Raw genomic sequence first — 24036 nt, 5'->3', positions numbered from 1 at the left:
AACGGGAATCTTACTTTTGTAAATTTTCTTTTTCTTTTTTGTACATATAGGTTGGTAATATGTGCAGTGCGTGATAAAGTAGGGATGATATAGAGTGGATTATCCATAATCTACTAAAACGAATCTTTAGTAAAGGAATTAAATTATTGGTGAGTATGGGGAAAAAAGCAATTATGGATCAGGAAAAAAATAATGCGAATGGGAAAGTACGTCGGCCGATTGTATACATAAACAGAACAATCATTCTCGTCTTACTATTATCACTTGTATATTTCATGTATACAAAAATTGTTGCGCATAATAAGAAAGAAGAAACTTTAAAAGCGGCAGCAGAAATGAAGAAACAAGAAGAGCTAAAAAAGAAAGAAGAAAAAAAGAAACAAGAAGTACAGAAGCAAAAACAAAAAGAGCAGGAAGAACAAGTGAAGCAAGCGCAAGCTGTGGAGAAGCTTCCCGAGGGACCACCTCAAGAAATTAATGAAAACGCTCAATTGGACCAGTATTTACAAAACGCAGGATTTAGCGGGACAGCTGTTATTGTGAAGAACGGAAAAGTTCTTTTGAATAAAGGGTACGGTATGGCAAATAAAGAACAGAAAGTACCGAATAATTCAGAGACGACTTTTTATATTGGTTCTATTTCAAAGGCATTTGTAGCAACTGCTATTATGCAGTTGAAAGATCAAAATAAATTACAAGTAGAAGATACTGTTGCAAAGTATATTCCAAATTTTCCTCAAGGTAATAGTATTCAGCTAAAACATCTATTAACACATACATCAGGGATTCCCGAATATGAGCAGGGAAAAGAAGATATTTCTCATGAAGAACTGATAAAGCGGATAGGAAATCAAAAGCGTATTGGTGGTCCAGGAGAGAAGTGGAAGTATTCTGATTCGAACTACTCTATACTTGCATACATTGCCGAGAAGGTAAGTGGACAGTCGCTCGAAGAATATATTAAACAACATATTTTTGCTATTGCGGGTATGAAACATTCTGGTTTTGGTACAGCGTTAGAACAAACAAGATTCCCATCAACGGGTTATAAAATAGTAAATAATAATATGACAACACCTAATATTCCGAGCATGTCACAACTATATGGTTGTGGTGATATATACACAAGTGCGCATGATTTATATTTATTTAACGAAGCACTATTCTCTGGTAAATTAATTTCAAAAGAGAGTTACGATCAAATGTTTACGGGTGGAAAAAAGGATTACGGGTTTGGATGGTACGTAGACCCAGGAAGCTATTCGAATCACGGTGTAATGCCAGGATGGAATTGCTTAAACGGATTTAGTAAAAATGGTAGTGTATATGTTGTTTTATTATCTAACATTCAAAATAACATTAAATCATTTGGTAAAGTGAATAACGATATTTATTCGATATTGCGGAATATTGAAGTGTAAGAAACTATCCTTTTGGATAGTTTTTTTATGCCTTGAACTAAATATTTCTTTTAGAAAATGTATGTCTTACCTATCACAAAAATATCTATTTTGTATACATTAAGATGTATGGATGTGAAATTTTATAATCTAAAAATAATAGGAGGAGAAGTGTATGTGTCTGTTCAGAAAATATTGGCATAAATTATCGAGATTGTTTAATAGGCAATTAGATTATTTTTTAGATAATAAGTTATTACCTGCTGTGGAAAGACTTTTATTTTCACAAAACTTCGCGAGATTTATTCAAAGAAACTCTAAGCAAGCTACTGAAGAAGTTATTGAATCAAGTAGATTTCAATCTATTATTTGTAACATTTTAAAAGAATGTACTACATCACCTTTTAAAGAAATTGCAGAGCAGTATTTAGGTAAAAACGTAGAAATTACTGTGACAGTGGGACAGTTAACAGGCGTTATTGTAGCAGTTGGTGATGACTTCTTAACATTGCAAGAAGGAATAGGAACAGAAGTTTTATTACCATTTACAAGTATTATATCAATTAAAGAAGCGTAAGAAAGGAGCGTTATATATGTTATTTACTGATGAATTACGTAACCATGTTGGGGAACTAGTACAAGTTGTGACAGCTGTAGAAATCATTGCAGGCGTTCTTTTATCTGTGACGGATGGGGCAGTAATTGTTCGTACTTCTCCTTCTTATGGACCACCAGAAGATGTAATTGTGCGTATTCCTATTATTGCTTATGTTCGCTTGGAAGGGTAAGAGTGATACAAGTATGAGAGTGTCAGTTGTTATTCCAGTGCATAATGAAGCAAGTACTTTATCAAAAGTTTTAGGAGAAGTAAGAAAGCTCGAACCATATGAAATTATCATAGTAGATAATGGATCGACAGATGGTACGAAAGAAATAGCGCTACAGCATAATTGCCGTGTGATTTATTATAGATATTCCCTTGGTAATGATGTGGGACGGGCAATTGGTGCTAGAGAAGCAAAAGGTGAAATTGTTTTATTTTTAGATGGTGATATCGTCATGAAAAGTGAAGAATTATACAATTTTATTAAAGGAATACAGCAAGGACATGAGATTGTTTTAAATAATTTAACATGGTCCGTTTATTTGAAGATGAGACCGCATTATACGACGGTTGGAAAATATATGTTAAATCGTTATTTGAACAAGAAGGAGTTTGTTGTAGGATCTTTAATTGCAATACCACATGCGATAAGTCGTAAAGTGATTGAAAAACTGGGGTGGTGGAATTTAGCAGATCCAGCATTATTTCAAGCGATGGCGATGTCTAGAGGAGTAGATATTTCTGATATGGCTTCAGTTGATGTCATTTACACAAATAAAGTTCGTCCTGTCCATACGGGCACATCACCTGGCTCTCCTTATCCGAAAGCGACTAGTCGTATTATGGGTGATCATTTGCGTGCTTTACAATACGTAATCGAAACATACGGTAATCGCGGTGGTTTTTCAGAGGACAATAGAGATAGAGCGTTTGTAGGAAAGTATAAACCAGTTTTATTACAAAAGAAAAAAGCGAAATATAGTGCCATTATCCCGGTATCAGAAGAAAAAATAACTATAAGGTCTGTTATACAAGAAGTGAAAGAAGCAGGTGTAGATGAAATTATAGTTGTCGCGAATGGAGCAGATGTTGAGACTGTTAAACAGGCAAAGCTAGAGAATGTTATTGTAGTTGAATTTACGAAGGCGCTTGGACATAATGTAGCAAGAGCAATAGGGGCCATGCATGCTACGGCAGATATTTGTTTATTCGTTGATGGTGATTTTGTTATTCCAGCAAAAAAACTCACTCCATTTTTACATGCTGTTGAAGATGGAAATGACGTGGTGTTAAATGATTTACAATGCTTATTAGATATGTTTCATCCAGCAGATCCAATTAGTATGGGAAAATACTTTTTGAATTTGGTAGCGAAAAGACCAGATTTATGGAATAACTCACTAACTGCTGTACCACATGCCATGCATAAGAAGGTAATAGAGAGAATAGGATATGACTCCCTTATCATTCCGCCATTAGCACAAGTGAAAGCTATTTTAGAAGGATTCTCTATTACAACAGTAGAGTTAGTAGATGTTATAAAAACAAATCGAGTACGTCCAGAGCAACACGAATTTGTAAATGGGCGTATTTCAGCGTTTGATCGTATTTTCGGTGATCAACTTGAGGCGGTTACGTATTTATTACAACGTACGGACGAACGTGGTGGCTTTACTGATGGAGATAGAGATAGAGATATCATTCAACAATTGAGAAGGGAAGAAGAGAATACAAATGAATAGTAGTAAAGTAGCTATTATTGGGTTAGGGTATGTTGGCCTTCCTTTAGCGGTACATTTTGCAGAAAGAGGGCATACAGTACTTGGATTAGATAAAGATATTAGAAAAATAGACTCAATTATAAAAGGAGAAAGTTATATTCCAGATGTTTCTTCTAAAGAGTTACAAAGTTTATTGACGAAAAAAAAATTAACAGTAAACACACCGGATCAAGGCATTGCTGATTTTCAAAATAGTGATTATGTTATTGTCACCGTCCCGACTCCAATTAATGAACAAAGAGAACCAGACTTAAGTGCCCTCATTTCAGCTTCGCATTATATACAACAAAACCTTCAAAAAGGACAAACCTTCATTTTTGAAAGCTCCACATATCCAGGCACACTTGAAGAAGTCATCCTACCTATTATTTCTCAAAATAGTAACAAGGTAGGGGAAGATTTCTATATCGGATATTCCCCTGAGAGAATTGATCCAGCAAATAGTCAATATTCAGTTCAAGCTATTCCAAAAGTTATTAGTGGACAAACAGAAAAGTGTAGACAAAAGGTACAGGATTTATATAGTACCATTTTTGACGAAGTTGTACCTGTTAGCTCTCCGAAAGTAGCAGAGATGTGCAAGCTATTTGAAAATATTCAGCGCTTAGTTAACATTTCTTTAGTAAATGAACTAAACACACTATGTGAAAGTTTAGGAATTGATTTTTATGAGGCGCTTGAAGCCGCATCTACAAAACCGTTTGGATTTACCCCATATTGGCCAGGACCAGGAATAGGAGGACATTGCATTCCAGTAGACCCTTTATATTTTCAATGGAGAATAAAAAAGAATGGGGCAATTAGTCAATTAATTGAGGCAGCACATATAATTAATGAAGAAATGCCAGAGAAAATAGTCCGAAAAGTAAAAGGCATGGTGCAATCACCTGCATCAGTTTTAATTGTAGGAATTGCTTATAAGAAAGATGTAAATGATTTGAGAGAATCACCAGCGTTACCGATTATTCAATTATTAAGAAATCAAGGATACGAGATAGAATATCATGATCCTTATATTTCTTTCGCGGAAATTGGAGATAAGGTGTATCAATCTGTTTCTTTAGATGAAGAAAAAGTTAAAAAAGCGGATTGTATTTTAATTTTAACGGATCATTCTAATATTGATTGGAAGCTTTTTAAAGGAATGGACCAAGTAATAGATACACGCGGGATTGTAAAGAAGGTGAGTAAATGAGTAAGAAATGTTTAATTACAGGTGGGGCCGGATTTATCGGGTCGCATTTAGCTGAAGAGTTGATGAGAAGAGGTTATGAGGTCACTGTTGTGGATAACTTTTATAAAGGTAAAAATAAGTACCATGAAGAGTTAATGAAAAAAATCCGTGTTATTCCAATAAGTGTTTTAGATAAAAATTCTATTTATGAATTAGTAGATCAGCATGATGTCGTGTTTCATTTAGCAGCAATTTTAGGTGTGAAAACAACAATGGAAAAAAGTATAGAGCTCATAGAAACGAATTTTGATGGGACGAGAAATATTTTACAAGCAGCGTTAAAAGGAAAGAAGAAAGTAGTTTTTGCTTCTACTTCAGAAGTATATGGTAAGGCCAAGCCGCCTTTCTCTGAAGAGGGAGATCGATTATACGGGGCAACTTCTAAAATTCGTTGGAGTTATGCAGTTTGTAAAACGTTGGAAGAGACATTATGTTTAGGATACGCATTAGAAGGTTTACCGGTAACGATTGTTCGATATTTTAATATTTATGGTCCAAGAGCGAAAGATGGTCCGTATGCAGGGGTAATCCCGCGATTTATTAGTGCGGCTTTGCAAGGAGAAGACATTCTCGTATATGGAGATGGAAAGCAGACACGTTGCTTTACGTATGTAAGTGATGCGGTAGAGGCAACGATTCGGGCAATGGATGAGAAGGTAAATGGTGAGATTATTAATATAGGTTCTGAGAATGAAAAGAGCATAAAAGAAGTAGCAGAAGTAATTAAAAAATTAACGAATTCTTCTTCAAAGATTGTACAAGTGCCTTTTGAAGAAGTATATCCTTATGGTTTTGAAGAAATTCCAAATAGAAGACCAGACGTAACAAAATTAAAAGAGCTTGTTCAATTTCAAGCGAAAGTAACGTGGGAAAACGGATTGAAGGAAACAATTAAGTGGTTTCGTGAACAAAACAATGGCTAAGTCATTATCTGTTATTATTCCTGTATGTAATGAGGTCGATACGATTTCAGACGTTATTCAATCGGTAAGACCATTAAATCCAGTAGAAATTATTGTAGTAGCAAACGGTTGTAATGATGGAACAGAAGATGTTGCAGATCGTTTAGGGTGTAAAGTAATCAAACATACAGAGCTACTAGGGAACGATGTTGGACGTGCAGTCGGCGTAAAACATGCGATAGGTGATGTATTACTATTTATAGATGGTGATTTTGCTATTCAAACTTCAAAATTAAAATTATTCCTTAATCCGATTTTATACGATCAGGCAGATGTAGTTTTAAATAATTTGGATGCATTATTTTTAAAAAGGCAAAAACCTACTTCTATTACAGTATGGCGCCAAATATTAAATGCAATGTTAGAGCGTGAAGAATTAAAAATTAATTCTTTATTAGATGTACCTCATGCGCTGACGAAAGAAGTCGTTCAAAGCATCGGATATGAATGTTTTGTTAATCCTATTGTGGCTCATTTACGCCTACTTCAAAGTAAATGGAGAATTAGTCGTCATTGCGCCATTGACGTTATTACGCCAAATAAATTTCGTCCATTCCAGCATGCTGCATATGGAACAAATCTTTCCCAATCTGAAAAAAGAATGATAGGTGATCATATAGAAGCAGTAGCGGCACGGATATTAAGCAGTGATGAGCGCGGAGGATATTATGATGGAAATAGGAAAAGGGATAGTGTCTATCATACTTTAAGTTTTGAAGAGTTTTATCAAGGATGGGGTGTCACATCTAATTTGTATAAAGGAAAGCAACTATCTGTTGTTATTCCCGTACAAGATGAAGAGAAAACAATTGGAAACGTTATAGAAGAGCTTCGCAAAATTGAACCCTTCGAAATTATCGTTGTCGTAAATGGTTCGTCAGATAAAACGAAAAAAATTGCAAAAGACAAAGGGGCAACGACAATTGTATATAAAGAAGCACTCGGAAATGATGTAGGGCGCTCACTTGGAACGTATTTTGCAAAAGGAGAAATTGTGTTATTTATAGACGGCGATTTTGTTATTCCAGCGAGTGAGCTATATCCTTTTGCAAAAGCTATAGCAGATGGAAAGGACGTCGCATTAAATGATTTAAATCATTATTTAGATTTAAGAGTACCGCTTCATCTTGTAACTGCATTTAAATATGCACTAAATTTAGCTTGTGATAGAAAGGATTTAGGGGTAGGCTCACTTATTGCGGTACCTAATGCATTTAGCCAAAAGTGTTTGAAAGCAATTGGGTATAAATCTTTATTGTCACCTTGTGTAGCACAAGTGAAGGCTCTTCTTTCTGGATTTGAAATTGCATGTGTATATCGTGTTGAGGTTGATAAGATGAACCGTATTCGTCCCAGTGAACATTTCGCAAAAATAGGTCACCCTCCAGCTGTACTTCGAATTATAGGTGATCATATAGAGGGACTAGAGCAAATAATTGCATTAACAGACAATCGTGGCGGATTCTATGATGGCAATAGAAAAAGAGATGTTTTATAGAAGTAACAAAAAAAGTGTACAACATGTGTACACTTTTTTGTTCTGTTATAAAAACTATAACAGATTAGGAGATAAGAGTATTACAGCTCTACAATGGGTATTGTTCTTATATTACAAAATAGGACTCGTATATAAGGGTACCAAAAAAATACAATTAAGGAAAGAGTTAATTTTAAAGACTTTTAAATGAAGTTAACACTATATATATAGTAGTTTGCTCAACATTTCACAAACATGTCACAACTATTTCGTTCACTTTCGTAAAAAAGTAGTATTCTAAGTGTGTAAGCTGTTATATAAAAAATCTTAGTCCTGTACTAATCAAAAATGGAGGAGATTAGGATGACTCAAGTATTAGAAAATGTTAAAAACGCATGGGAAAACTTTAAAGGTGAAAAATGGAAAGCAGAGATTGATGTTCGCGATTTCATTTTAAATAATGTAAACGTTTTCGAAGGGGACGAATCTTTCTTAGCAGAAGCAACTGAAGCAACGAAACAACTTTGGGATCAAGTAATGGATTTAACAACAAAAGAACGTGAAAACGGTGGCGTTCTTGATATGGATACAAAAATTGTTTCTTCTATTACATCACATGACCCAGGATACTTAAATAAAGATATTGAAAAAGTAGTCGGTTTCCAAACTGATAAACCGTTTAAGCGTTCTTTACAACCATATGGTGGTATTCGTATGGCAGAACAAGCTTGTGAATCTTATGGATACGAAATGGATAAAGAACTTAGTCGTATTTTTAGAGATTGGAGAAAAACTCATAACCAAGGTGTATTTGATGCTTATACACCAGAAATGAGAGCTGCTCGTAAGTCAGGTGTTATTACTGGTCTTCCAGATGCATACGGACGTGGACGTATTATCGGTGACTATCGCCGCGTAGCGTTATATGGGGTAGATCATTTAATTGAAGCGAAAAAAGCTGATTTAAATTTAACTGGCGGTGTAATGAGCGAAGAGACAATGCGTTTACGCGAAGAATTATCTGAGCAAATGCGTGCACTTCAAGAGTTAAAACAAATGGCTGCTTCTCATGGCTTCGATATTTCTAAGCCAGCAACAAACACGCAAGAAGCATTCCAATGGTTATACTTCGCATATCTTGCAGCAATTAAAGAGCAAAACGGAGCTGCAATGAGTCTTGGACGTACTTCTACATTCTTAGATATTTACATTGAAAGAGATTTAGCAAATGGTACTTTAACAGAAGAAGAAGTACAAGAAATTGTAGATCACTTCATTATGAAATTACGTCTTGTGAAATTTGCAAGAACACCTGATTATAATGAATTATTCTCTGGTGACCCAACTTGGGTAACTGAGTCTATCGGTGGTATGGCATTAGATGGTCGTCCATTAGTAACAAAGAACTCATTCCGTTTCTTGCATACATTAGATAATTTAGGACCAGCTCCAGAACCAAACTTAACAGTTCTTTGGTCTAAACAATTACCAGAGAACTTTAAAAACTACTGTGCGAAAATGTCTATTAAAACATCAGCAATTCAATATGAAAATGATGACATTATGCGTGCTGACTACGGCGATGACTACGGTATTGCATGTTGCGTATCTGCAATGAGAATTGGTAAACAAATGCAATTCTTCGGCGCACGTGCAAACTTAGCAAAAGCATTACTATATGCGATTAACGGTGGTAAAGATGAAAAATCTAAAGCACAAGTTGGTCCTGAGTACGCACCAATTACTTCTGAAGTATTAAATTATGAAGAAGTTATGCATAAGTTTGATATGACAATGGAATGGTTGGCGGGTCTATATTTAAACACATTAAATGTTATCCATTACATGCATGATAAATATAGCTATGAACGTATTGAAATGGCACTTCATGATACAAACGTTCTTCGTACAATGGCAACAGGTATTGCTGGTCTATCTGTAGTAGCAGATTCATTAAGTGCAATTAAATACGCAAAAGTAAAACCAATTCGTGATGAAAATGGTATTGCAGTTGACTTCGAGATTGAAGGAGATTTCCCTAAATACGGTAACAATGATGATCGTGTAGATGAGATTGCTGTAAATCTTGTAAAAACATTTATGAATAAACTTCGTAAACATAAAACATACAGAAATTCTGTTCATACAATGTCAATCTTAACAATCACATCTAACGTTGTATACGGTAAGAAAACTGGTAATACTCCAGATGGCCGCCGTACTGGAGAACCATTTGCACCAGGTGCGAACCCAATGCATGGACGTGATACAAAAGGTGCATTAGCTTCATTATTATCTGTGGCTAAATTACCATATGAAGATGCACAAGATGGTATTTCTAATACATTCTCTATTATTCCGAAAGCACTTGGTAAAGAAGATGATGTACAAGTACGTAACTTAGTATCAATGCTTGATGGCTATGCAGTAAAAGAAGGCCACCACTTAAATATTAACGTATTTAACCGTGAAACATTAATGGATGCAATGGAACATCCTGAGAAATATCCACAATTAACAATTCGCGTATCTGGTTACGCTGTAAACTTTATTAAATTAACTCGTGAACAACAAATTGATGTAATTAACCGTACAATGCATGAAAGCATGTAAATGAAAAAAGTGTCCCTTCGCTCTTAATATATAGCGAAGGGAGGCTGTTTCAATAAAGGAGGAAGTAACATGGTAAAAGGAAGAATACATTCTGTAGAGTCTTGTGGTACTGTTGATGGCCCAGGGATTCGTTATGTCATATTTACACAAGGGTGTTTATTACGTTGTCAATATTGTCATAATGCTGATACGTGGGAAATCGGTAAAGGTAAAGAAATAACAGTTGAAGAAGTGATGCAGGATGTGACATGTTACCTTCCATTTATTGAAGCTTCCGGAGGAGGTATAACAGTTAGCGGTGGAGAGCCATTATTACAGCTAGACTTTTTAATTGAGTTGTTTAAAAAGTGTAAAGAGGCTGGTATCCATACAACAATCGACTCTTCTGGTGGTTGTTATTCTGAGGAACCAGAATTCCAAAATAAGCTAGATATTTTAATGGATTATACAGATTTAGTTTTATTGGATCTGAAACATATCGATTCCAAAAAGCATCGTAAATTAACAGGGAAACCAAATGAACATATTTTACAATTTGCTCGTTATTTATCGGATAAGAATAAACCGATTTGGGTACGACACGTATTAGTTCCTGGTGTTACGGATAATGAAGAGGATCTACAAAAACTATCTAGCTTTATTCAAAGTCTGTCTAATGTTCAAAAAGTTGAAGTGTTACCATATCATAAGCTTGGTGTATATAAATGGGAGGCGCTTGGACACAAGTATCCACTCGCAAATGTAGAACCACCTACTGAGAAAAATGTAGAACATGCTAAATATATTTTACAAGCGGTCTAATCCAAATATTGGATTAGGCTTTTTGCTTTCTTTACAATAAAATCTAGAGTATATATTGATAAAAGAGTATACTGAAAATAGAATATCCATAATTTTGTACGGAATAAATGGAGAAATTTACATAATTGTAAAGGGAAATCAAAATAGTAAAAAGAATTAAGAAGTAAAAGAGTGAGTATCATGGAATAGAGAACATTTGTAAGTTATTGCGAAAGCTCTTATAGGAAAGTATAATGTAAAGATATGAGCACAGATAGGATTAAGGGGTCAATCTTATATGCTTTGCATATCCACGACAGGTACATAGCTGAAAGGGAATTATTAGAATCTGTTTATGTAATTTTTAAGGAAAATGTTTTTCCTATTGTCGTATATGCAATATGGAGAAACAAAAAGCTAGGAGTGGATTTGTTTGATAAAAAACCCCAAGGTTTTAATATTAACTGCACATTACGGTAATGGTCATGTGCAAGTAGCAAAAACATTAGAACAAACATTTCGCCAAAAAGGAATTGAAGATGTTATTGTATGCGACTTGTTTGGAGAATCACATCCATTTATAACTGACATTACAAAATATCTATATTTAAAAAGTTATACAATAGGAAAAGAATTATATCGTTTGTTTTATTACGGGGTAGAAAAAATTTATGATAAGAAAATAGCATCTTGGTATGCGAACTTTGGAAGAAAACGTTTGAAAACACTGTTACAGGTGGAGAAACCAGATATTGTAATTAATACATTTCCAATTATCGCTGTACCAGAATTGAAGAAACAAACAGGTATTTCAATTCCTGTCTATAATGTATTAACGGATTTTTGCGTGCACAAAATATGGATTCATCGAGAAGTAGATCGTTATTTTGTTGCAACGGATCATGTGAAAGAATTGATGGTTGATATCGGTGTACCTGCGGAACAAATTGTTGAAACCGGAATTCCAATTCGGAGTAGTTTTGAGTTAAAGGTAAATCCAGAAATCATATATAATAAATATCAGTTATGTAAGAATAAAAAGATTTTACTAATTGTAGCAGGTGCTCATGGGGTATTAGGAAATGTAAAAGAACTATGCCAATCATTTATGTCAGTGCCTAATTTACAAGTAGTTGTCGTTTGTGGGAAAAATGAAGCTTTAAAACAGGATTTATTAAGTTTACAGAAGCAAAATTCCGATGCATTAAAAGTGTTTGGGTATGTTGAAAATATTGATGAATTATTCCGTGTTACTTCTTGTATGATTACGAAGCCAGGCGGAATAACATTAAGTGAAGCAGCAGCGTTGCAAGTACCTGTCATTTTATATAAGCCTGTTCCAGGACAAGAAAATGAAAATGCGATGTACTTTGAAAGAAAGGGAGCAGCAGTTGTCATTCGCGATGATAGTGAGGTTTTTGCAAAAACAGAGGCATTATTACAAGATGATGTGAAGCTTCTTCAAATGAAAGAAGCAATGAAAAGCATCTATCTTCCAGAGCCAGCTGGCCATATTGTAGATGCAATTTTGGCGGAAAATCATGCAGAACCGCGTCATATACCTATTAAATCACCTGCTCTTGCACAATCTTTTACTTAATATGAAACCCTCTTTGTATATGTAAAGAGGGTTCTTTATTATTTTTAAAGAAAATTTAGCAAGTTATCCACAAAAGGATTGCGCTTTCATTAAACAGTAAAGTCGGAATATTAACAACTATATCCACATTGTCCACAATTTTTAGAAAAATATCCACAATTAAAACAGCTGATATATGCTTTAATATAGAAAAATATTAAATGTTTTTGAAAATTACTAACAATTTCATCGGTTTTGTGGATAAAGTTGTCCACAGCAAAAAAGTCCCTTATGTATAAGGGGCTTTTTTGCTTACTTCTATCAGTCGAGAAAATTATGTAATGAAAATGAATAATTAGGGGGGAAACTTCTAATTATTCATTTTCACTTTAAATGCTTTTCGAGCGATATCCTGCTGCACGATCTGCTTTTTGAAATTCGCGTTGATAGAGAACTTCTTGTGTACTAGATAATGTGTTTTTTGTTTTATCACGTTTCTTTTTATCCATTACAAATCACCTCGTGTCTTAAAGTTACTATTTATCGTTTCCAAAGACATGAGGGGATATACGCATATGGAAAATGTTAACAACTGATTATCATTTCAGAAAATTTAGATTACGCTTCTTTTAATTGATGAGCATCTTGGAAGGTTGTATCTCGCATTGTAGCAAGTGTGTATTGATCTTTTGGAATTTCATATAAGTTATACACTTCTTCGTTTGCGTTAATTTCATCATATACGGCTTTTCTTGTTTCGTTTGCTAGATTCACATATTGCAGTTTTTCTGCAGCTTTAATAGAACGAATATTTATTTTACGAATACGCATGAAAATTGTTTCAATATCTAATTCATAGAAAAGTTCACTAAAAAATGAATCTTTTGCCAATTTGTTATAACCTTTTCCATGATATGGTTTGCCAAGCCATGTCCCGAGAAATCCAGCTTTTTCTTGCACATCAAATAAAGTAATTGTTCCGATAGGGTTACCCCATTCATCTAAAATTGTGCGTGAAATTAATTCACCACGCTCTTCAGCTTCAATCGTTTGTTTCGTTAAGAATAAATATTCTTCATAAGAATAAGCCTTTTGACGCACAAAAGGGAAGACAGCTGGATCCACCATTAACTCGTATAGAACGTGGCTGTCGTGTAAGTCGCGTTTTTTCAACATACTAACTCCTCCTCACACGAGGGTAGCATGACGAAAAAACACCCCACCCTCGAAATTTTTATATCAATCTTTAAAAAATTTCGGGGTGGGAATCGAACCCACTAGAACCAGTTTCTAACGCTGGTGGCGCACCATTTGCCTTCCCCATTCATCAATTTGAAAATGATAATCACGACACAAATTGATTATGGTTTCATTCAGTTTATAATCGTATAATACTTTATCTAGTCAAAAAAATAAACTAGTTTTTTTTATTTTTTTTGTAAATTATTTTTCCATCAATCATAGTTAGTACAGGCTTGGCTAAATAATGGAAAGGATGATGAGTCCATAGCACGAGATCGGCGTCTTTTCCAACCTCGATGCTTCCAATTCTATCCTCTAAACGCAAATTTCGTGCTGGGAATATGGTGATTCCTTCTAGTGCTGTTTTCTCGTCTAACCCTTCTCTTACTGCAACAGCAGCGCAAACATTTAAATATTGAATGGGTGTATAAGGATGATCTGTTGTGATAGAAACTTCCACACCATTTTTTGATAATATATGGTAAGTATCCCATGTTTTATTTTTTAGTTCGATTTTAGAACGGCGTGTCAGAGTGGGACCAACTGAAACCTTCAAATTGTGTTTTGAAAGTTCTTCAACAATAAAGTGTCCTTCTGTGCAATGTTCAATGCGTAAATCGAGATTGAATTCTGTTGCAAAGCGTAGAGCAGAACTAATATCATCTGCTCGGTGAGCGTGGATACGTACGGGTATTTCACGACGTAATGCTTTTAGAATAGGAAGCATTCGAAAATCAGCTTCGTGCCCGTAATGTTGTGCTTCATAGAATGATTCCCGAAGTAACCCCATAATCCCCATACGTGTAATGGATTCTTTTGTTCCATTACTATGGACTTTTTTAGGATTTTCTCCAAAGGCAATCTTTAAACCAGCAGGTTCTTGAATAATCATATGATCAATACAAGTTCCAGCTGTTTTTATTACACAAGTAGTACCCCCGATAATATTTTGACTGCCAGGCATAACGTGAACGGTTGTAATTCCGTTTTGTACAGCGTCTTGAAAGGCAATATCGAAAGGATGGATTCCATCTAAAGAACGAATATGTGGTGTTGAAACTTCAGATGTTTCATTGGCATCATTTCCAGCCCAACCAGTACCTTCATCATAGAGACCAAGGTGAGTATGGACATCAATAAAGCCAGGTAAGAGATGGAGTGCTCGTGCATCTATAACGGTCATATCTTGAGTAGGTGGAATAAAAGGTTTGACCTCGGTAATTCGCTCTCCTGTAACGAGTACATCTCCTTGAAACTTTTGAGATGTAATAGGGTATACAATGGCTTGTTTGAGCAATATTTTCATAGGTACCTCATTTCTGTTACTTTATAATGCTAATGGAAGTTAAGGGAAAGTAACTGAAAGGTTATTTGTGTGGTAATGCTTCGGATCCTAGAAAATGAAAGTTTTGAAAGAGCCCATGTAAAATTGTGTTTTAGAAGTACTACATTGTATGCGAAAGTATATTTTGTAATGCATGGTCTATTTCTGGAAATGTGTATTGGTATCCATGTTCAATTGCTTTAATGGGTAATACACGTTGCCCTTCTAGTACAAGTATGCTCATTTCACCTAATAAAGTTTGAATGATAAAAGAAGGTACAGGCAACCAATGGGGCTTTTTCATTATAGTTGCAATGGTTTCTCCAAATTCCTTCATTCTTATAGGTGTTGGTGCTGTCATATTAAGAGGACCATCAATTTCTTTTTTGTGTATGATGAAATCCATCATACGAACGACATCGTCTATATGAATCCATGATAACCATTGCTTCCCAGAACCAATGGTGCCGCCGATATAGAATTGATAGGGAAGTAGCATTTTTGGAAGAGCTCCTTCATTTGTACCTAATACAACTCCAAATCTTGCGTAGATTGTTCGTATTCCGAGAGAACGTGCTTTAGATGCTTCTTGTTCCCATGAATATACTGTATTTGCTAAAAAGTCATTTCCAGGAGTCTCATGCTGTTCTGTAAAAGACTCTATTTCAGACGTTCCATAGTATCCAATAGCACTTGCGTTAATAAATGTGTGTGGCTTTGTATGGAGTCCCTGCAATTGTTTAATGAGTCCTTTTGTTGTTTGAATTCTACTGTTTAAAATGACTTTCTTTTGTTGCTTTGTCCATCTACTATTAATAGACTCTCCCGCTAGATTAATAACTACATCAATAGAAGAGAGGGGGAAGGTTTGTAAATCTGGTGTCCATTGAACATACTGAAGGTTAGGATCGGAAGTTTCAGTAGTTTTTTTTCGTGTGAGAATGTAAACAGTATATCCTTTTTGAATAAAAAAAGTAGAAAGGGATTTACCGATAAAGCCTGTACCACCAGAAATTGCGATTTTCACAAGTATTTCCTCCTCATTATATATATTCTTGAAAAGAAAAAATGTTCCTCGACTATGTTAAAATAATAGAGAGGTGAGAGTATGGCTGTCATTACAAAAATAGAAGTACAAAAACGATCGAAAGAACGATTTAATATTTATATTGATAAAGGTCAAGGCGAAGAGTACGGATTTAGTGTGGATCAAGTAATCTTAATAAAACATGGATTACAAAAAGGCTTAGAAATTGATGAAATCGAGTTAGGAAATATTTTGTACAATGAAGAAGTGCAAAAAGCATATTTACAAGCAATCTCCTATTTATCCTATCAAATGAGAACAAAACAAGAAATAGAAGATTTTTTACGAAAAAAAGAAGCGGGACAGGCCATCATCTCTGAAGTCGTTTCGAAATTATTACATGACCGATATATTAATGATAAAGAGTATGCTGTTTTATATACGCGAACGCAAAGTAATGTGAATCGAAAAGGTCCAACTGTTATTAAAAGAGAGTTATTAAATAAAGGTGTTCAGGATTTAATTATTACACATAGTTTACAAGAATATCCGAAGGAAAAGCAAATTGAGAATGCCTTGTTTCTCATAGAGAAGAAGAAAAAATCTTATCAAAAACATTCTTTTTTACAAATGAAACTAAAGTTAGATGAGATGCTTGTTCGAAAAGGATATTCTAGAGAAGTAATTCAAATTTGTTTGGAAGAATTGAAAGACGAAAAAGATGACGAAAAGCAACAAGAAGCGTTACACTATCATGGGAATAAATATTATGAGAAATATAAGAAGCATGATGGATGGATATTTGAAAACAAGATGAAACAAGCGTTATATCGAAAAGGATTCTCTATTGATGAAATCGAGATATTTTTGCAAATGAAACGCGAAGAGGAATGAGGAGAATAAGATGAATATGCCAAAACGCTACAGTGAAATGACACCGCATGAGCTAAGAGAAGAAATTGGCGCTTTGAAGGAGCAAGCAGTAAAAGCGGAGCAGCTTGGGATTGTCAATGAATTTGATGTATTAATGAGAAAAATGGCAATGGCTCGTGCTTATATGACGGATATAAACAAATTCCGTATTGGTGAAACATATGAATTAGTAGAAGAACCTGGTGTATTATTTAAAATTACGTATTTCAATGGGGTATTTGCTTGGGGATATAAGCAAAATGATAATGAAGAGATTGGCATACCAATTTCCTTATTGCAAGAAAAATAAAAACCAGAGAGCATATATCTCTCTGGTTTTCATCTTTGGTAGGCGTTAAAGGAGATAGGAGATTCTAAAATTGGCGTTTTTTACATTCATTTGCCAATATAATGAGAGACTGGGTTTGTTGCGTCTGTCCGTTAACTTGCGCTTTCGCATGTTTTGGACGAGTCCACGTATGGTTAAATAATTCAGAACGACTATCTAAGCGATCACGGTAGCTCATCTTTATCACCTCGTGTAGGAAGTTAATTTAATTTGTACTACTCTTCCTGCTGATTTGCAGCACGCATACGTTCTTGTGGGTGCGTGTTAATTGTGCCGTTAGGTCGTTTCGAAGCGAAGCGTGATTTCGCTTTCGGTTGACCGTCGATTTTGCTGTTGTTTTTTGACTCAGACCAAAATTCGGCTTGTTTACCCATTACGAACGCCCTCCTCATTATCGGTTGATACCTCTTTAAGAAGTATCAATTATAGAATGTGCAAAATTGAAGAAACTATCCTTTAGAAATGAAGGGATAAATAGGTAAAAGGAGATTATAATATGAATGATATTTATGAAACATTAACGAAAGAATTATTAGACAAGAATGACAAGCTTTCTTACGCACAAGCTCGTGCGTGGGTTGAGTTACTATGGGAAGATTTTCAAACAACTTATGCAAAATCAGGTCGTTATCAAGGCGATGAAATGACGGAACAAGTGGTACGATCATGGATTAATAATCATGGTGTACGCCTTCATGAAATGCGTACAAATAATCCGAAGTATAGTCATTTAATTAATCAAGAAGATCATTTGAAACATTAAAAAAAGCGACTTAAGTCGCTTTTTTAATGTGGAAGTAATTCCAGTTTTTTTCGAAGCTTTTCTTCACTAAAGATCCATCCTGTATAGGAACTAATAATATTTAAATTGTGGTCGAGCTGAACGATTGCAACAAATGGATAATAATCTTTACTTCGATATCGTAAATCAATGAATCGTACTTCATAATAATGGTCATGATCAAAAATATCCCAGCGATATACAGGAGAGAAAGATAGAAAGGCCGAGATGTTTTCATCTTGTTTAGCTGCTCGCATAATATTATTGTCTGGGAACGGTACCCGATCGAACTTATCATATATCATGATGTTACCACGGTGCCATCTCGCAACGTAGTAATAATCAGCCGTAACGATTGCTAAATGGTAATGGTAAAATCGGTAAGAAGGAGAAATGATAATCTTTTCGACATTTTTGAAACGTTTGTGTACAACGCTTCTTATATTTCTGTGCATCATAATCCGTCCGATATAGTAAACAATCATTAATATATATGCCGCTAAAGCTGTATATCCCTTATGAGAACCGACGAGCATGCAAGCAATTGCAAGTATATGGATAAAGAAAATTACGGTATCGAATGTATTAATCACGCCGAGTGCGACCCATTTTTTTGTGAAAGGCCGTAATGCTTGTGTACCATAGGCATTGAAAATATCTACAAAGACGTGAAGGAAGACAGCAATAAATGACCAAAGCAGTAGATGAAGATATGGAGCGTCTGAAAAGAAGGCGAAAGAGATGCCACTTATAAGGAATGACCAAAGAATTACCGCAGGAATAGAATGAGTAATCCCACGATGATTTCTTATATATTTAGCGTTATTACGCAATTTTAAAACTGTGTCAATGTCAGGAATGTTGGAACCAGCAATTGTAGCAAGCATAACAGCTTGGGGGCCAATATCACTTTGTGCTATGGCTGGATCTAATGTTGCTAAGCTACCTAAAGTGATACCCATAACAAGGTGAGTGGCTGTGTCCATAGAAATCCACCTCCGTTTTTTATTAATGTAACTCTTTTTATTCGATACCTCAAGTCCTTTGCCTTCTATTTCCTGTATCATCTTACTTAAATTTTTTCCTAAAATCTTTATAATAGTACTTATATGCAAAAAAATGAGGGGGATCAAGTTTGACACTTGAAATACTAAACAATTTTAATATAGAGCAGTTTCAAAATGATTTAATTGGTTGGTTTGAAGAAGAACAGCGCGACTTACCATGGAGAAAGAATAAAGATCCATACCGCGTTTGGGTTTCTGAAATTATGTTACAGCAAACAAGAGTAGAAGCTGTAAAACCATATTACGCAAATTTTATGGGGAAGTTTCCTACACTTGAAGCGTTAGCGAACGCAGATGATGAAGAAGTATTAAAAGCATGGGAAGGTTTAGGATATTATTCTAGAGCACGTAATTTACATGCGGCAGTAAAAGAGGTAAAAGAAGTATACGGCGGAGTTGTACCAAGTGATGTAAAGAAAATTGAAAAGTTAAAAGGAGTCGGACCATATACAAAAGGTGCTATTTTAAGTATCGCATATGGTATACCAGAGCCGGCAGTTGATGGAAATGTTATGCGTGTATTATCTCGTATTTTATCAGTATGGGATGATATTGCAAAACCAAAGACTCGAAAAGTTTTTGAAGAGATTGTGCGTGAAATTATTTCGATTGAAAATCCATCTTATTTTAATCAAGGTTTGATGGAATTAGGTGCACTAATTTGTATTCCGAAAAATCCAGCATGCTTACTTTGTCCTGTACGTGAACATTGCAGAGGGTATGCTGAAGGTGTTCAAAAAGAATTACCAGTAAAAAGTAAAGCGAAAGCTCCTAAAATGGTACCTATTGTTGCAGGTGTACTTCAAACTGAAGACGGTCGTTACGTTATTAATAAACGTCCAAGTACAGGTTTGTTAGCTAACATGTGGGAGTTTCCGAATGTGGAACTTGGAGAAAGTATTCGAAATCAGAAGGAACAGCTTATAGATTATATGAAAGAAAAATTTGAGCTCGAGGTTTTTATTGATGAATACGCAATGAATGTACAACATACGTTTACACATCGTACTTGGGATATATTTGTATTTTACGGAAAAGTAACAGGTAATATTGTTGATACAGATACATTAAAATTTGTATCAAAAGAGGTATTTGAGCAATTACCTTTCTCAAAATCACACCGTACTATTTATGAAAATTGTGTGGAGAAAATTACAATGCAATAAATAAAAAAGTGTTCCCAATCTAGGGAACACTTTTTTAATCGTAAGAAATTTTTGTCCCATGAGTCCAACTAGCTTCACCTTCTTGTAAGCCGCCTCTTGATTCGATTTCTACTACAATTTCTTTGTAAATACTTTGCCCTTCTACATTTAAATAAGGCAGAACTTGTTGTAGTGAGTGATGAAAATAAGCTAATTCATCTTCTTTCCATTCATTTTTTGAAATCATCGTTAGTTCAGTCATATCGCGTCCTATATACATATTTCCACCTCCATTTCTTATAGTTTGAATAAGTAACAAAAGATATATGCGGAAATTATTCAAAAGAAAATTACGGATAGCTTCTAAGTGAATTGGTTACATTATTGATTGTGGAGGTGAGAAAGATGAGTAAAAAACAACAAGGTTATAACAAGGCAACTTCTGGTGCTAGCATTCAAAGTACAAATGCTAGTTATGGTACAGAGTTTGCGACTGAAACAAATGTACAAGCAGTAAAACAAGCAAACGCACAATCAGAAGCAAAGAAAGCACAAGCTTCTGGTGCACAAAGTGCAAACGCTAGTTATGGTACAGAATTTGCAACTGAAACAGACGTGCATGCTGTGAAAAAACAAAATGCTAAGTCAGCTGCAAAACAATCACAATCTTCTAGCTCAAATCAGTAATGAAAGAAAAACACTTCTCTAATTCGGGAGAAGTGTTTTCTTTTTGCGTGGATCGTTGTAATGAAAAGAAAGCGAACGACATAACTTCTAATAAGTCAACAAATGTAGTCAAAGGAGAAGGAAGTTAACAATTAGAATTATGTAATTAGGAATAATAACTGATGAATAAGTCCAAAAGGGGGTAAGTAATGAACGATTTTGATAAGTTGGTAGGGGAGCAATTAGAGACGATGGATGAGTTGTTAAAGTTACAAGCACATCTAGAGAAGTATCAACAAATCGAAATGAATGAAAAAGATACGTGCGATAAAAAAGAACTGCATTTTATCCGCCAGGAAATATATAGAACAGAAGTAGCTTTGAAGATGTTACATGAGAAATTTGAAGAACAAACGAATAGTGTAATTCAATCTTTTGCAACTGAAAAAATGATTTCAAATTTAGGATAAGATATATTGTTATCTTCAGGTGAAAAGTCCTTCTTTGTATGGAAATAGAGAAGGGCTTTTTCTATTACATGTCCTCGCTTATAAATAATGCAGTACAATCCCTATCTCTTAAGAAGAGTTGGGGCATAGTATTCAACGATAAACCTCCTGCATATTCAGTTTGAAAAATAGAGTCTTATCCCTTTAGTTTTAAAATTTCGACAAAAAAGTTATAATAGAAAAAAAGTGAATGCCGTTCAAAGGGCATTTGCAGTTGAAAGAAGGGAGCATATATGGGATTTCCCAAAGAAGGAGAAAAAGTACAAATACATAGTTATAAACATAATGGCTCCATTCATAGAATGTGGGAAGAAACAACAATTTTAAAAGGGACACAGAGTCTTGTAATCGGAGCGAATGATCGTACAGTAGTTACAGAATCGGATGGCCGAACATGGATTACTCGTGAACCAGCAATTTGTTATTTTCATGCCAACTATTGGTTTAATGTGATTGGGATGCTTAGGGAAGATGGCGTATATTATTATTGTAATTTAAGCTCACCTTTTGCGTATGATCCTGAAGCATTAAAGTATATTGATTATGATTTAGATATTAAAGTATATCCAGATATGACATATACGCTTCTAGATGAAGATGAGTATGAAAAACATAGTCAAATTATGCAGTATCCACCTGTTATTGATACAATTTTAAAACGAAATGTAGCACATTTAACACAGTGGATTCATCAAAGAAAAGGTCCATTTGCACCAGATTTCGTAGATATGTGGTATGAACGATATTTAATGTACAGAAATTAAAACAAACCTGCAGGGGGCTTCCCGGCAGGTTTGTCCTATTAGAGGGGGGATTATGTGCAAGGCATAAAAAGATATTTACAATTTGTTAAACCATATCGATGGCTTATTGCTATTACAATTATTATTGGACTAGTTAAGTTCGGTATCCCACTTATTATGCCGTGGTTATTAAAGTATATTATCGATGATGTAATTCAAGGCGCGGGCTCACTTCAAGATAAAACATCTCAATTAATAACAGCGATTGGAATTGCTTTTTTTATTTTTGCGGTATTAAGACCACCGATTGAATATTATCGTCAATATTTCGCCCAACGTATCGCAAATACAATACTGTATGATTTGCGGAAGCATATTTTCGGTCACTTACAAAAGTTAAGTTTACGTTATTACTCCAATACAAAAACAGGGGAGATTATTTCGCGTGTCATCCATGATGTAGAACAAACGAAGGATTTTGTAATTACTGGTTTGATGAACGTCTGGTTAGATACTGCAACAATTGCTATTGCTATCATTGTTATGTTTTCTATGAATATAAAATTAACATTTGTTGCGTTATTGATTTTACCTATTTATGTAATTGCAGTGAAATATTTTTTCGGACGTCTTCGGAATTTGACGAAAGAGCGTTCACAAGCATTAGCGACGATGCAAGGGTATTTGCATGAACGTATTCAAGGAATGCAAGTGACACGTAGCTTTGCGTTAGAAGAGTATGAGGGGAAGCAGTTTGAAAAAAGAAATAATGAATTTTTAACGAAAGCATTAACCCATACAAGTTGGACGGCAAGAACATTTTCGGCAGTAAATACGTTAACCGATTTAGGTCCGTTACTTGTGATTGGTTTTGCAGCATATGAAGTAATTCAAGGGCAGTTAACGCTAGGAACGATGGTAGCTTTTGTTGGATATATGGATAGTTTATATAGTCCGCTTCGCCGCCTTGTTAATTCATCTACAACATTAACACAATCTTTTGCATCGATGGACCGTGTGTTTGAACTGTTAGATGAAAAATACGATATTGTTAATGTACCAAATGCGGTACAAACGAAAAAATTAAATGGAGAAATTGTATTTGACAATGTTTCTTTTCGTTATAATGCAGATGAAAAAGAGATATTACACAACTTGTCATTAACTATGCAGCCTGGAGAGAAAGTAGCGCTTGTAGGAGCGAGTGGGGGAGGAAAGTCATCTCTTGCTAGTTTGATCCCGCGTTTCTATGATGTTTCTGAAGGCGCGGTTTATGTAGATGGCATAGATGTAAGAAAGTACAATATGAGAAATTTGCGTAGTCATATTGGAATTGTACTGCAGGATAATTTATTGTTTAGCGATACAATTGGAGCTAATATTTTATATGGAAATCCGAAAGCTACAGAGAAAGAAGTGATTGCAGCTGCCAAAGCTGCGCAAATTCATGATTTTATTATAGACTTACCAGATGGTTATAATACTGTCGTTGGAGAACGTGGTGTGAAGCTATCAGGCGGGCAAAGACAACGCGTGGCAATTGCACGAGTGTTTCTAAAGAATCCGTCGGTACTTATATTAGATGAAGCAACTTCAGCATTAGATTTAGAAAATGAAAGGTATATTCAAGAGGCGCTTCAGACGTTAGCTGCTGACCGGACAACGATTATAATCGCACATCGATTAGCGACGATTACGCATGTTGATACGATTATTTACATTGAAGACGGTGAGATTAAAGAGACTGGTTCTCATGAAGAGTTAATGCGAAAAAGAGGATTTTATTACAATTTATATCAACTTCAACATATAACAGAAACAGCTCCTTTAGCATAAAAGGA

The 24036-nt window shown here is 34.9% G+C and carries 27 protein-coding genes; 19 read left to right on the top strand and 8 right to left on the bottom strand.

What is annotated here, in order from left to right; genetic code table 11:
• The first annotated feature begins 173 nt into the window (after nt 1-173).
• The 11 genes from ACTFRY_RS25460 to ACTFRY_RS25410 all read left to right on the top strand — a co-directional run bounded on the left by ACTFRY_RS25460 (nt 174) and on the right by ACTFRY_RS25410 (nt 12451).
• Entirely contained in the window at nt 174-1421 is a 1248-nt protein-coding gene (locus ACTFRY_RS25460; protein WP_000371845.1) for a serine hydrolase domain-containing protein, read from the top strand.
• A 154-nt stretch (nt 1422-1575) separates the two neighbouring features.
• A complete protein-coding gene (locus tag ACTFRY_RS25455) occupies nt 1576-1977 on the top strand; it encodes a hypothetical protein (protein ID WP_000335534.1) in 402 nt (133 codons plus the stop codon).
• A 16-nt stretch (nt 1978-1993) separates the two neighbouring features.
• Nucleotides 1994-2188, top strand: a complete 195-nt coding sequence (locus ACTFRY_RS25450) for a hypothetical protein (RefSeq protein ID WP_000899468.1) — start codon at nt 1994-1996, stop codon at nt 2186-2188.
• A 13-nt stretch (nt 2189-2201) separates the two neighbouring features.
• Nucleotides 2202-3746: a glycosyltransferase family 2 protein gene (locus tag ACTFRY_RS25445; protein WP_001266452.1), complete on the top strand. Its 1545-nt coding sequence runs from the start codon at nt 2202-2204 to the stop codon at nt 3744-3746.
• The gene (locus ACTFRY_RS25440) at nt 3739-4980 is read left to right on the top strand and encodes a nucleotide sugar dehydrogenase (protein WP_098616488.1); all 1242 of its coding nucleotides are present in this window, start codon (nt 3739-3741) and stop codon (nt 4978-4980) included. The genes ACTFRY_RS25445 and ACTFRY_RS25440 overlap by 8 nt, the downstream gene beginning before the upstream one ends.
• Nucleotides 4977-5942 (top strand): NAD-dependent epimerase/dehydratase family protein, encoded by a 966-nt coding sequence (locus ACTFRY_RS25435; protein WP_000037015.1) that lies wholly within the window; start codon nt 4977-4979, stop codon nt 5940-5942. Before ACTFRY_RS25440 ends, ACTFRY_RS25435 begins: the two co-directional genes overlap by 4 nt.
• Nucleotides 5935-7479 carry a glycosyltransferase family 2 protein gene (locus ACTFRY_RS25430; RefSeq protein ID WP_141541463.1) on the top strand — a complete coding sequence of 515 codons (1545 nt, stop codon included), beginning with the start codon at nt 5935-5937 and terminating at the stop codon, nt 7477-7479. Before ACTFRY_RS25435 ends, ACTFRY_RS25430 begins: the two co-directional genes overlap by 8 nt.
• Nucleotides 7448-7669 carry a hypothetical protein gene (locus tag ACTFRY_RS25425; RefSeq protein ID WP_016117126.1) on the top strand — a complete coding sequence of 74 codons (222 nt, stop codon included), beginning with the start codon at nt 7448-7450 and terminating at the stop codon, nt 7667-7669. The genes ACTFRY_RS25430 and ACTFRY_RS25425 overlap by 32 nt, the downstream gene beginning before the upstream one ends.
• A 152-nt stretch (nt 7670-7821) precedes the next feature.
• Nucleotides 7822-10071 (top strand): formate C-acetyltransferase, encoded by a 2250-nt coding sequence (pflB, locus tag ACTFRY_RS25420; protein WP_016117127.1) that lies wholly within the window; start codon nt 7822-7824, stop codon nt 10069-10071.
• Nucleotides 10072-10140: 69 nt separating this feature from the next.
• A complete protein-coding gene (gene pflA, locus ACTFRY_RS25415; RefSeq protein WP_000238467.1) occupies nt 10141-10872 on the top strand; it encodes a pyruvate formate-lyase-activating protein in 732 nt (243 codons plus the stop codon).
• 412 nt (nt 10873-11284) lie between these two features.
• The gene (locus ACTFRY_RS25410) at nt 11285-12451 is read left to right on the top strand and encodes a diglucosyl diacylglycerol synthase (protein WP_000594688.1); all 1167 of its coding nucleotides are present in this window, start codon (nt 11285-11287) and stop codon (nt 12449-12451) included.
• A 368-nt stretch (nt 12452-12819) separates the two neighbouring features.
• Here ACTFRY_RS25410 and ACTFRY_RS25405 read toward each other — a convergent pair whose 3' ends face one another.
• The 4 genes from ACTFRY_RS25405 to ACTFRY_RS25390 all read right to left on the bottom strand — a co-directional run bounded on the left by ACTFRY_RS25405 (nt 12820) and on the right by ACTFRY_RS25390 (nt 16023).
• Nucleotides 12820-12939, bottom strand: coding sequence for a YfhE family protein (locus ACTFRY_RS25405; protein ID WP_000358486.1), 120 nt, complete (start codon nt 12937-12939; stop codon nt 12820-12822).
• Nucleotides 12940-13048: 109 nt separating this feature from the next.
• Nucleotides 13049-13606, bottom strand: coding sequence for a GNAT family N-acetyltransferase (locus tag ACTFRY_RS25400; RefSeq protein ID WP_000914737.1), 558 nt, complete (start codon nt 13604-13606; stop codon nt 13049-13051).
• 241 nt (nt 13607-13847) lie between these two features.
• On the bottom strand, nt 13848-14978 hold the full coding sequence (locus tag ACTFRY_RS25395) for an amidohydrolase (RefSeq protein ID WP_000698314.1): 1131 nt from the start codon (nt 14976-14978) through the stop codon (nt 13848-13850).
• A gap of 139 nt (nt 14979-15117) precedes the next feature.
• Nucleotides 15118-16023, bottom strand: a complete 906-nt coding sequence (locus ACTFRY_RS25390; RefSeq protein ID WP_086423807.1) for a TIGR01777 family oxidoreductase — start codon at nt 16021-16023, stop codon at nt 15118-15120.
• An 81-nt stretch (nt 16024-16104) separates the two neighbouring features.
• On the opposite strand from ACTFRY_RS25390, the gene recX reads away from it, so the two are divergent.
• Nucleotides 16105-16917, top strand: a complete 813-nt coding sequence (recX, locus tag ACTFRY_RS25385) for a recombination regulator RecX (protein WP_086423806.1) — start codon at nt 16105-16107, stop codon at nt 16915-16917.
• Nucleotides 16918-16927: 10 nt separating this feature from the next.
• Entirely contained in the window at nt 16928-17245 is a 318-nt protein-coding gene (locus tag ACTFRY_RS25380) for a YfhH family protein (protein WP_001057024.1), read from the top strand.
• A gap of 64 nt (nt 17246-17309) precedes the next feature.
• On the opposite strand, the gene ACTFRY_RS25375 is transcribed toward ACTFRY_RS25380, so the two are convergent.
• Both ACTFRY_RS25375 and ACTFRY_RS25370 read right to left on the bottom strand, forming a co-directional pair.
• A complete protein-coding gene (locus ACTFRY_RS25375; RefSeq protein WP_000122093.1) occupies nt 17310-17462 on the bottom strand; it encodes a YpzG family protein in 153 nt (50 codons plus the stop codon).
• Nucleotides 17463-17499: 37 nt separating this feature from the next.
• The gene (locus ACTFRY_RS25370; protein WP_000517891.1) at nt 17500-17658 is read right to left on the bottom strand and encodes a small, acid-soluble spore protein K; all 159 of its coding nucleotides are present in this window, start codon (nt 17656-17658) and stop codon (nt 17500-17502) included.
• Nucleotides 17659-17780: 122 nt separating this feature from the next.
• Here ACTFRY_RS25370 and ACTFRY_RS25365 point away from each other — a divergent pair, with 122 nt between their 5' ends.
• Complete coding sequence (locus ACTFRY_RS25365; RefSeq protein WP_000998166.1) at nt 17781-18047, top strand: YfhJ family protein; 267 nt, start codon at nt 17781-17783, stop codon at nt 18045-18047.
• 23 nt (nt 18048-18070) lie between these two features.
• On the opposite strand, the gene ACTFRY_RS25360 is transcribed toward ACTFRY_RS25365, so the two are convergent.
• Nucleotides 18071-19051 carry a metal-dependent hydrolase gene (locus ACTFRY_RS25360; protein WP_000379106.1) on the bottom strand — a complete coding sequence of 327 codons (981 nt, stop codon included), beginning with the start codon at nt 19049-19051 and terminating at the stop codon, nt 18071-18073.
• Between the two features lie 149 nt (nt 19052-19200).
• On the opposite strand from ACTFRY_RS25360, the gene mutY reads away from it, so the two are divergent.
• Nucleotides 19201-20298, top strand: a complete 1098-nt coding sequence (gene mutY / locus ACTFRY_RS25355; protein WP_000171390.1) for an A/G-specific adenine glycosylase — start codon at nt 19201-19203, stop codon at nt 20296-20298.
• 34 nt (nt 20299-20332) lie between these two features.
• Here the strand turns inward: mutY and ACTFRY_RS25350 are convergent, their stop codons facing one another.
• Nucleotides 20333-20557, bottom strand: coding sequence for a hypothetical protein (locus ACTFRY_RS25350; protein WP_000275436.1), 225 nt, complete (start codon nt 20555-20557; stop codon nt 20333-20335).
• Between the two features lie 125 nt (nt 20558-20682).
• On the opposite strand from ACTFRY_RS25350, the gene ACTFRY_RS25345 reads away from it, so the two are divergent.
• From ACTFRY_RS25345 to ACTFRY_RS25330, 4 genes are all read left to right on the top strand, one after another.
• Entirely contained in the window at nt 20683-20964 is a 282-nt protein-coding gene (locus tag ACTFRY_RS25345) for a gamma-type small acid-soluble spore protein (RefSeq protein ID WP_000039035.1), read from the top strand.
• A gap of 188 nt (nt 20965-21152) precedes the next feature.
• Nucleotides 21153-21413, top strand: a complete 261-nt coding sequence (locus ACTFRY_RS25340; RefSeq protein WP_000997575.1) for a YgaB family protein — start codon at nt 21153-21155, stop codon at nt 21411-21413.
• A 272-nt stretch (nt 21414-21685) separates the two neighbouring features.
• Complete coding sequence (ntdP, locus tag ACTFRY_RS25335; RefSeq protein WP_000506624.1) at nt 21686-22216, top strand: nucleoside tri-diphosphate phosphatase; 531 nt, start codon at nt 21686-21688, stop codon at nt 22214-22216.
• A 54-nt stretch (nt 22217-22270) separates the two neighbouring features.
• Nucleotides 22271-24031: an ABC transporter ATP-binding protein gene (locus tag ACTFRY_RS25330; RefSeq protein ID WP_098616486.1), complete on the top strand. Its 1761-nt coding sequence runs from the start codon at nt 22271-22273 to the stop codon at nt 24029-24031.
• Nucleotides 24032-24036 lie beyond the last annotated feature (5 nt).

The sequence above is a fragment of the Bacillus cereus group sp. MYBK195-1 genome (genome assembly GCF_051916605.1).
Lineage (GTDB): Bacteria > Bacillota > Bacilli > Bacillales > Bacillaceae_G > Bacillus_A > Bacillus_A cereus.
The sequence above is the reverse complement of the archived record's forward strand: the minus strand, read 5'-3'. Positions and strand labels throughout refer to the sequence as shown.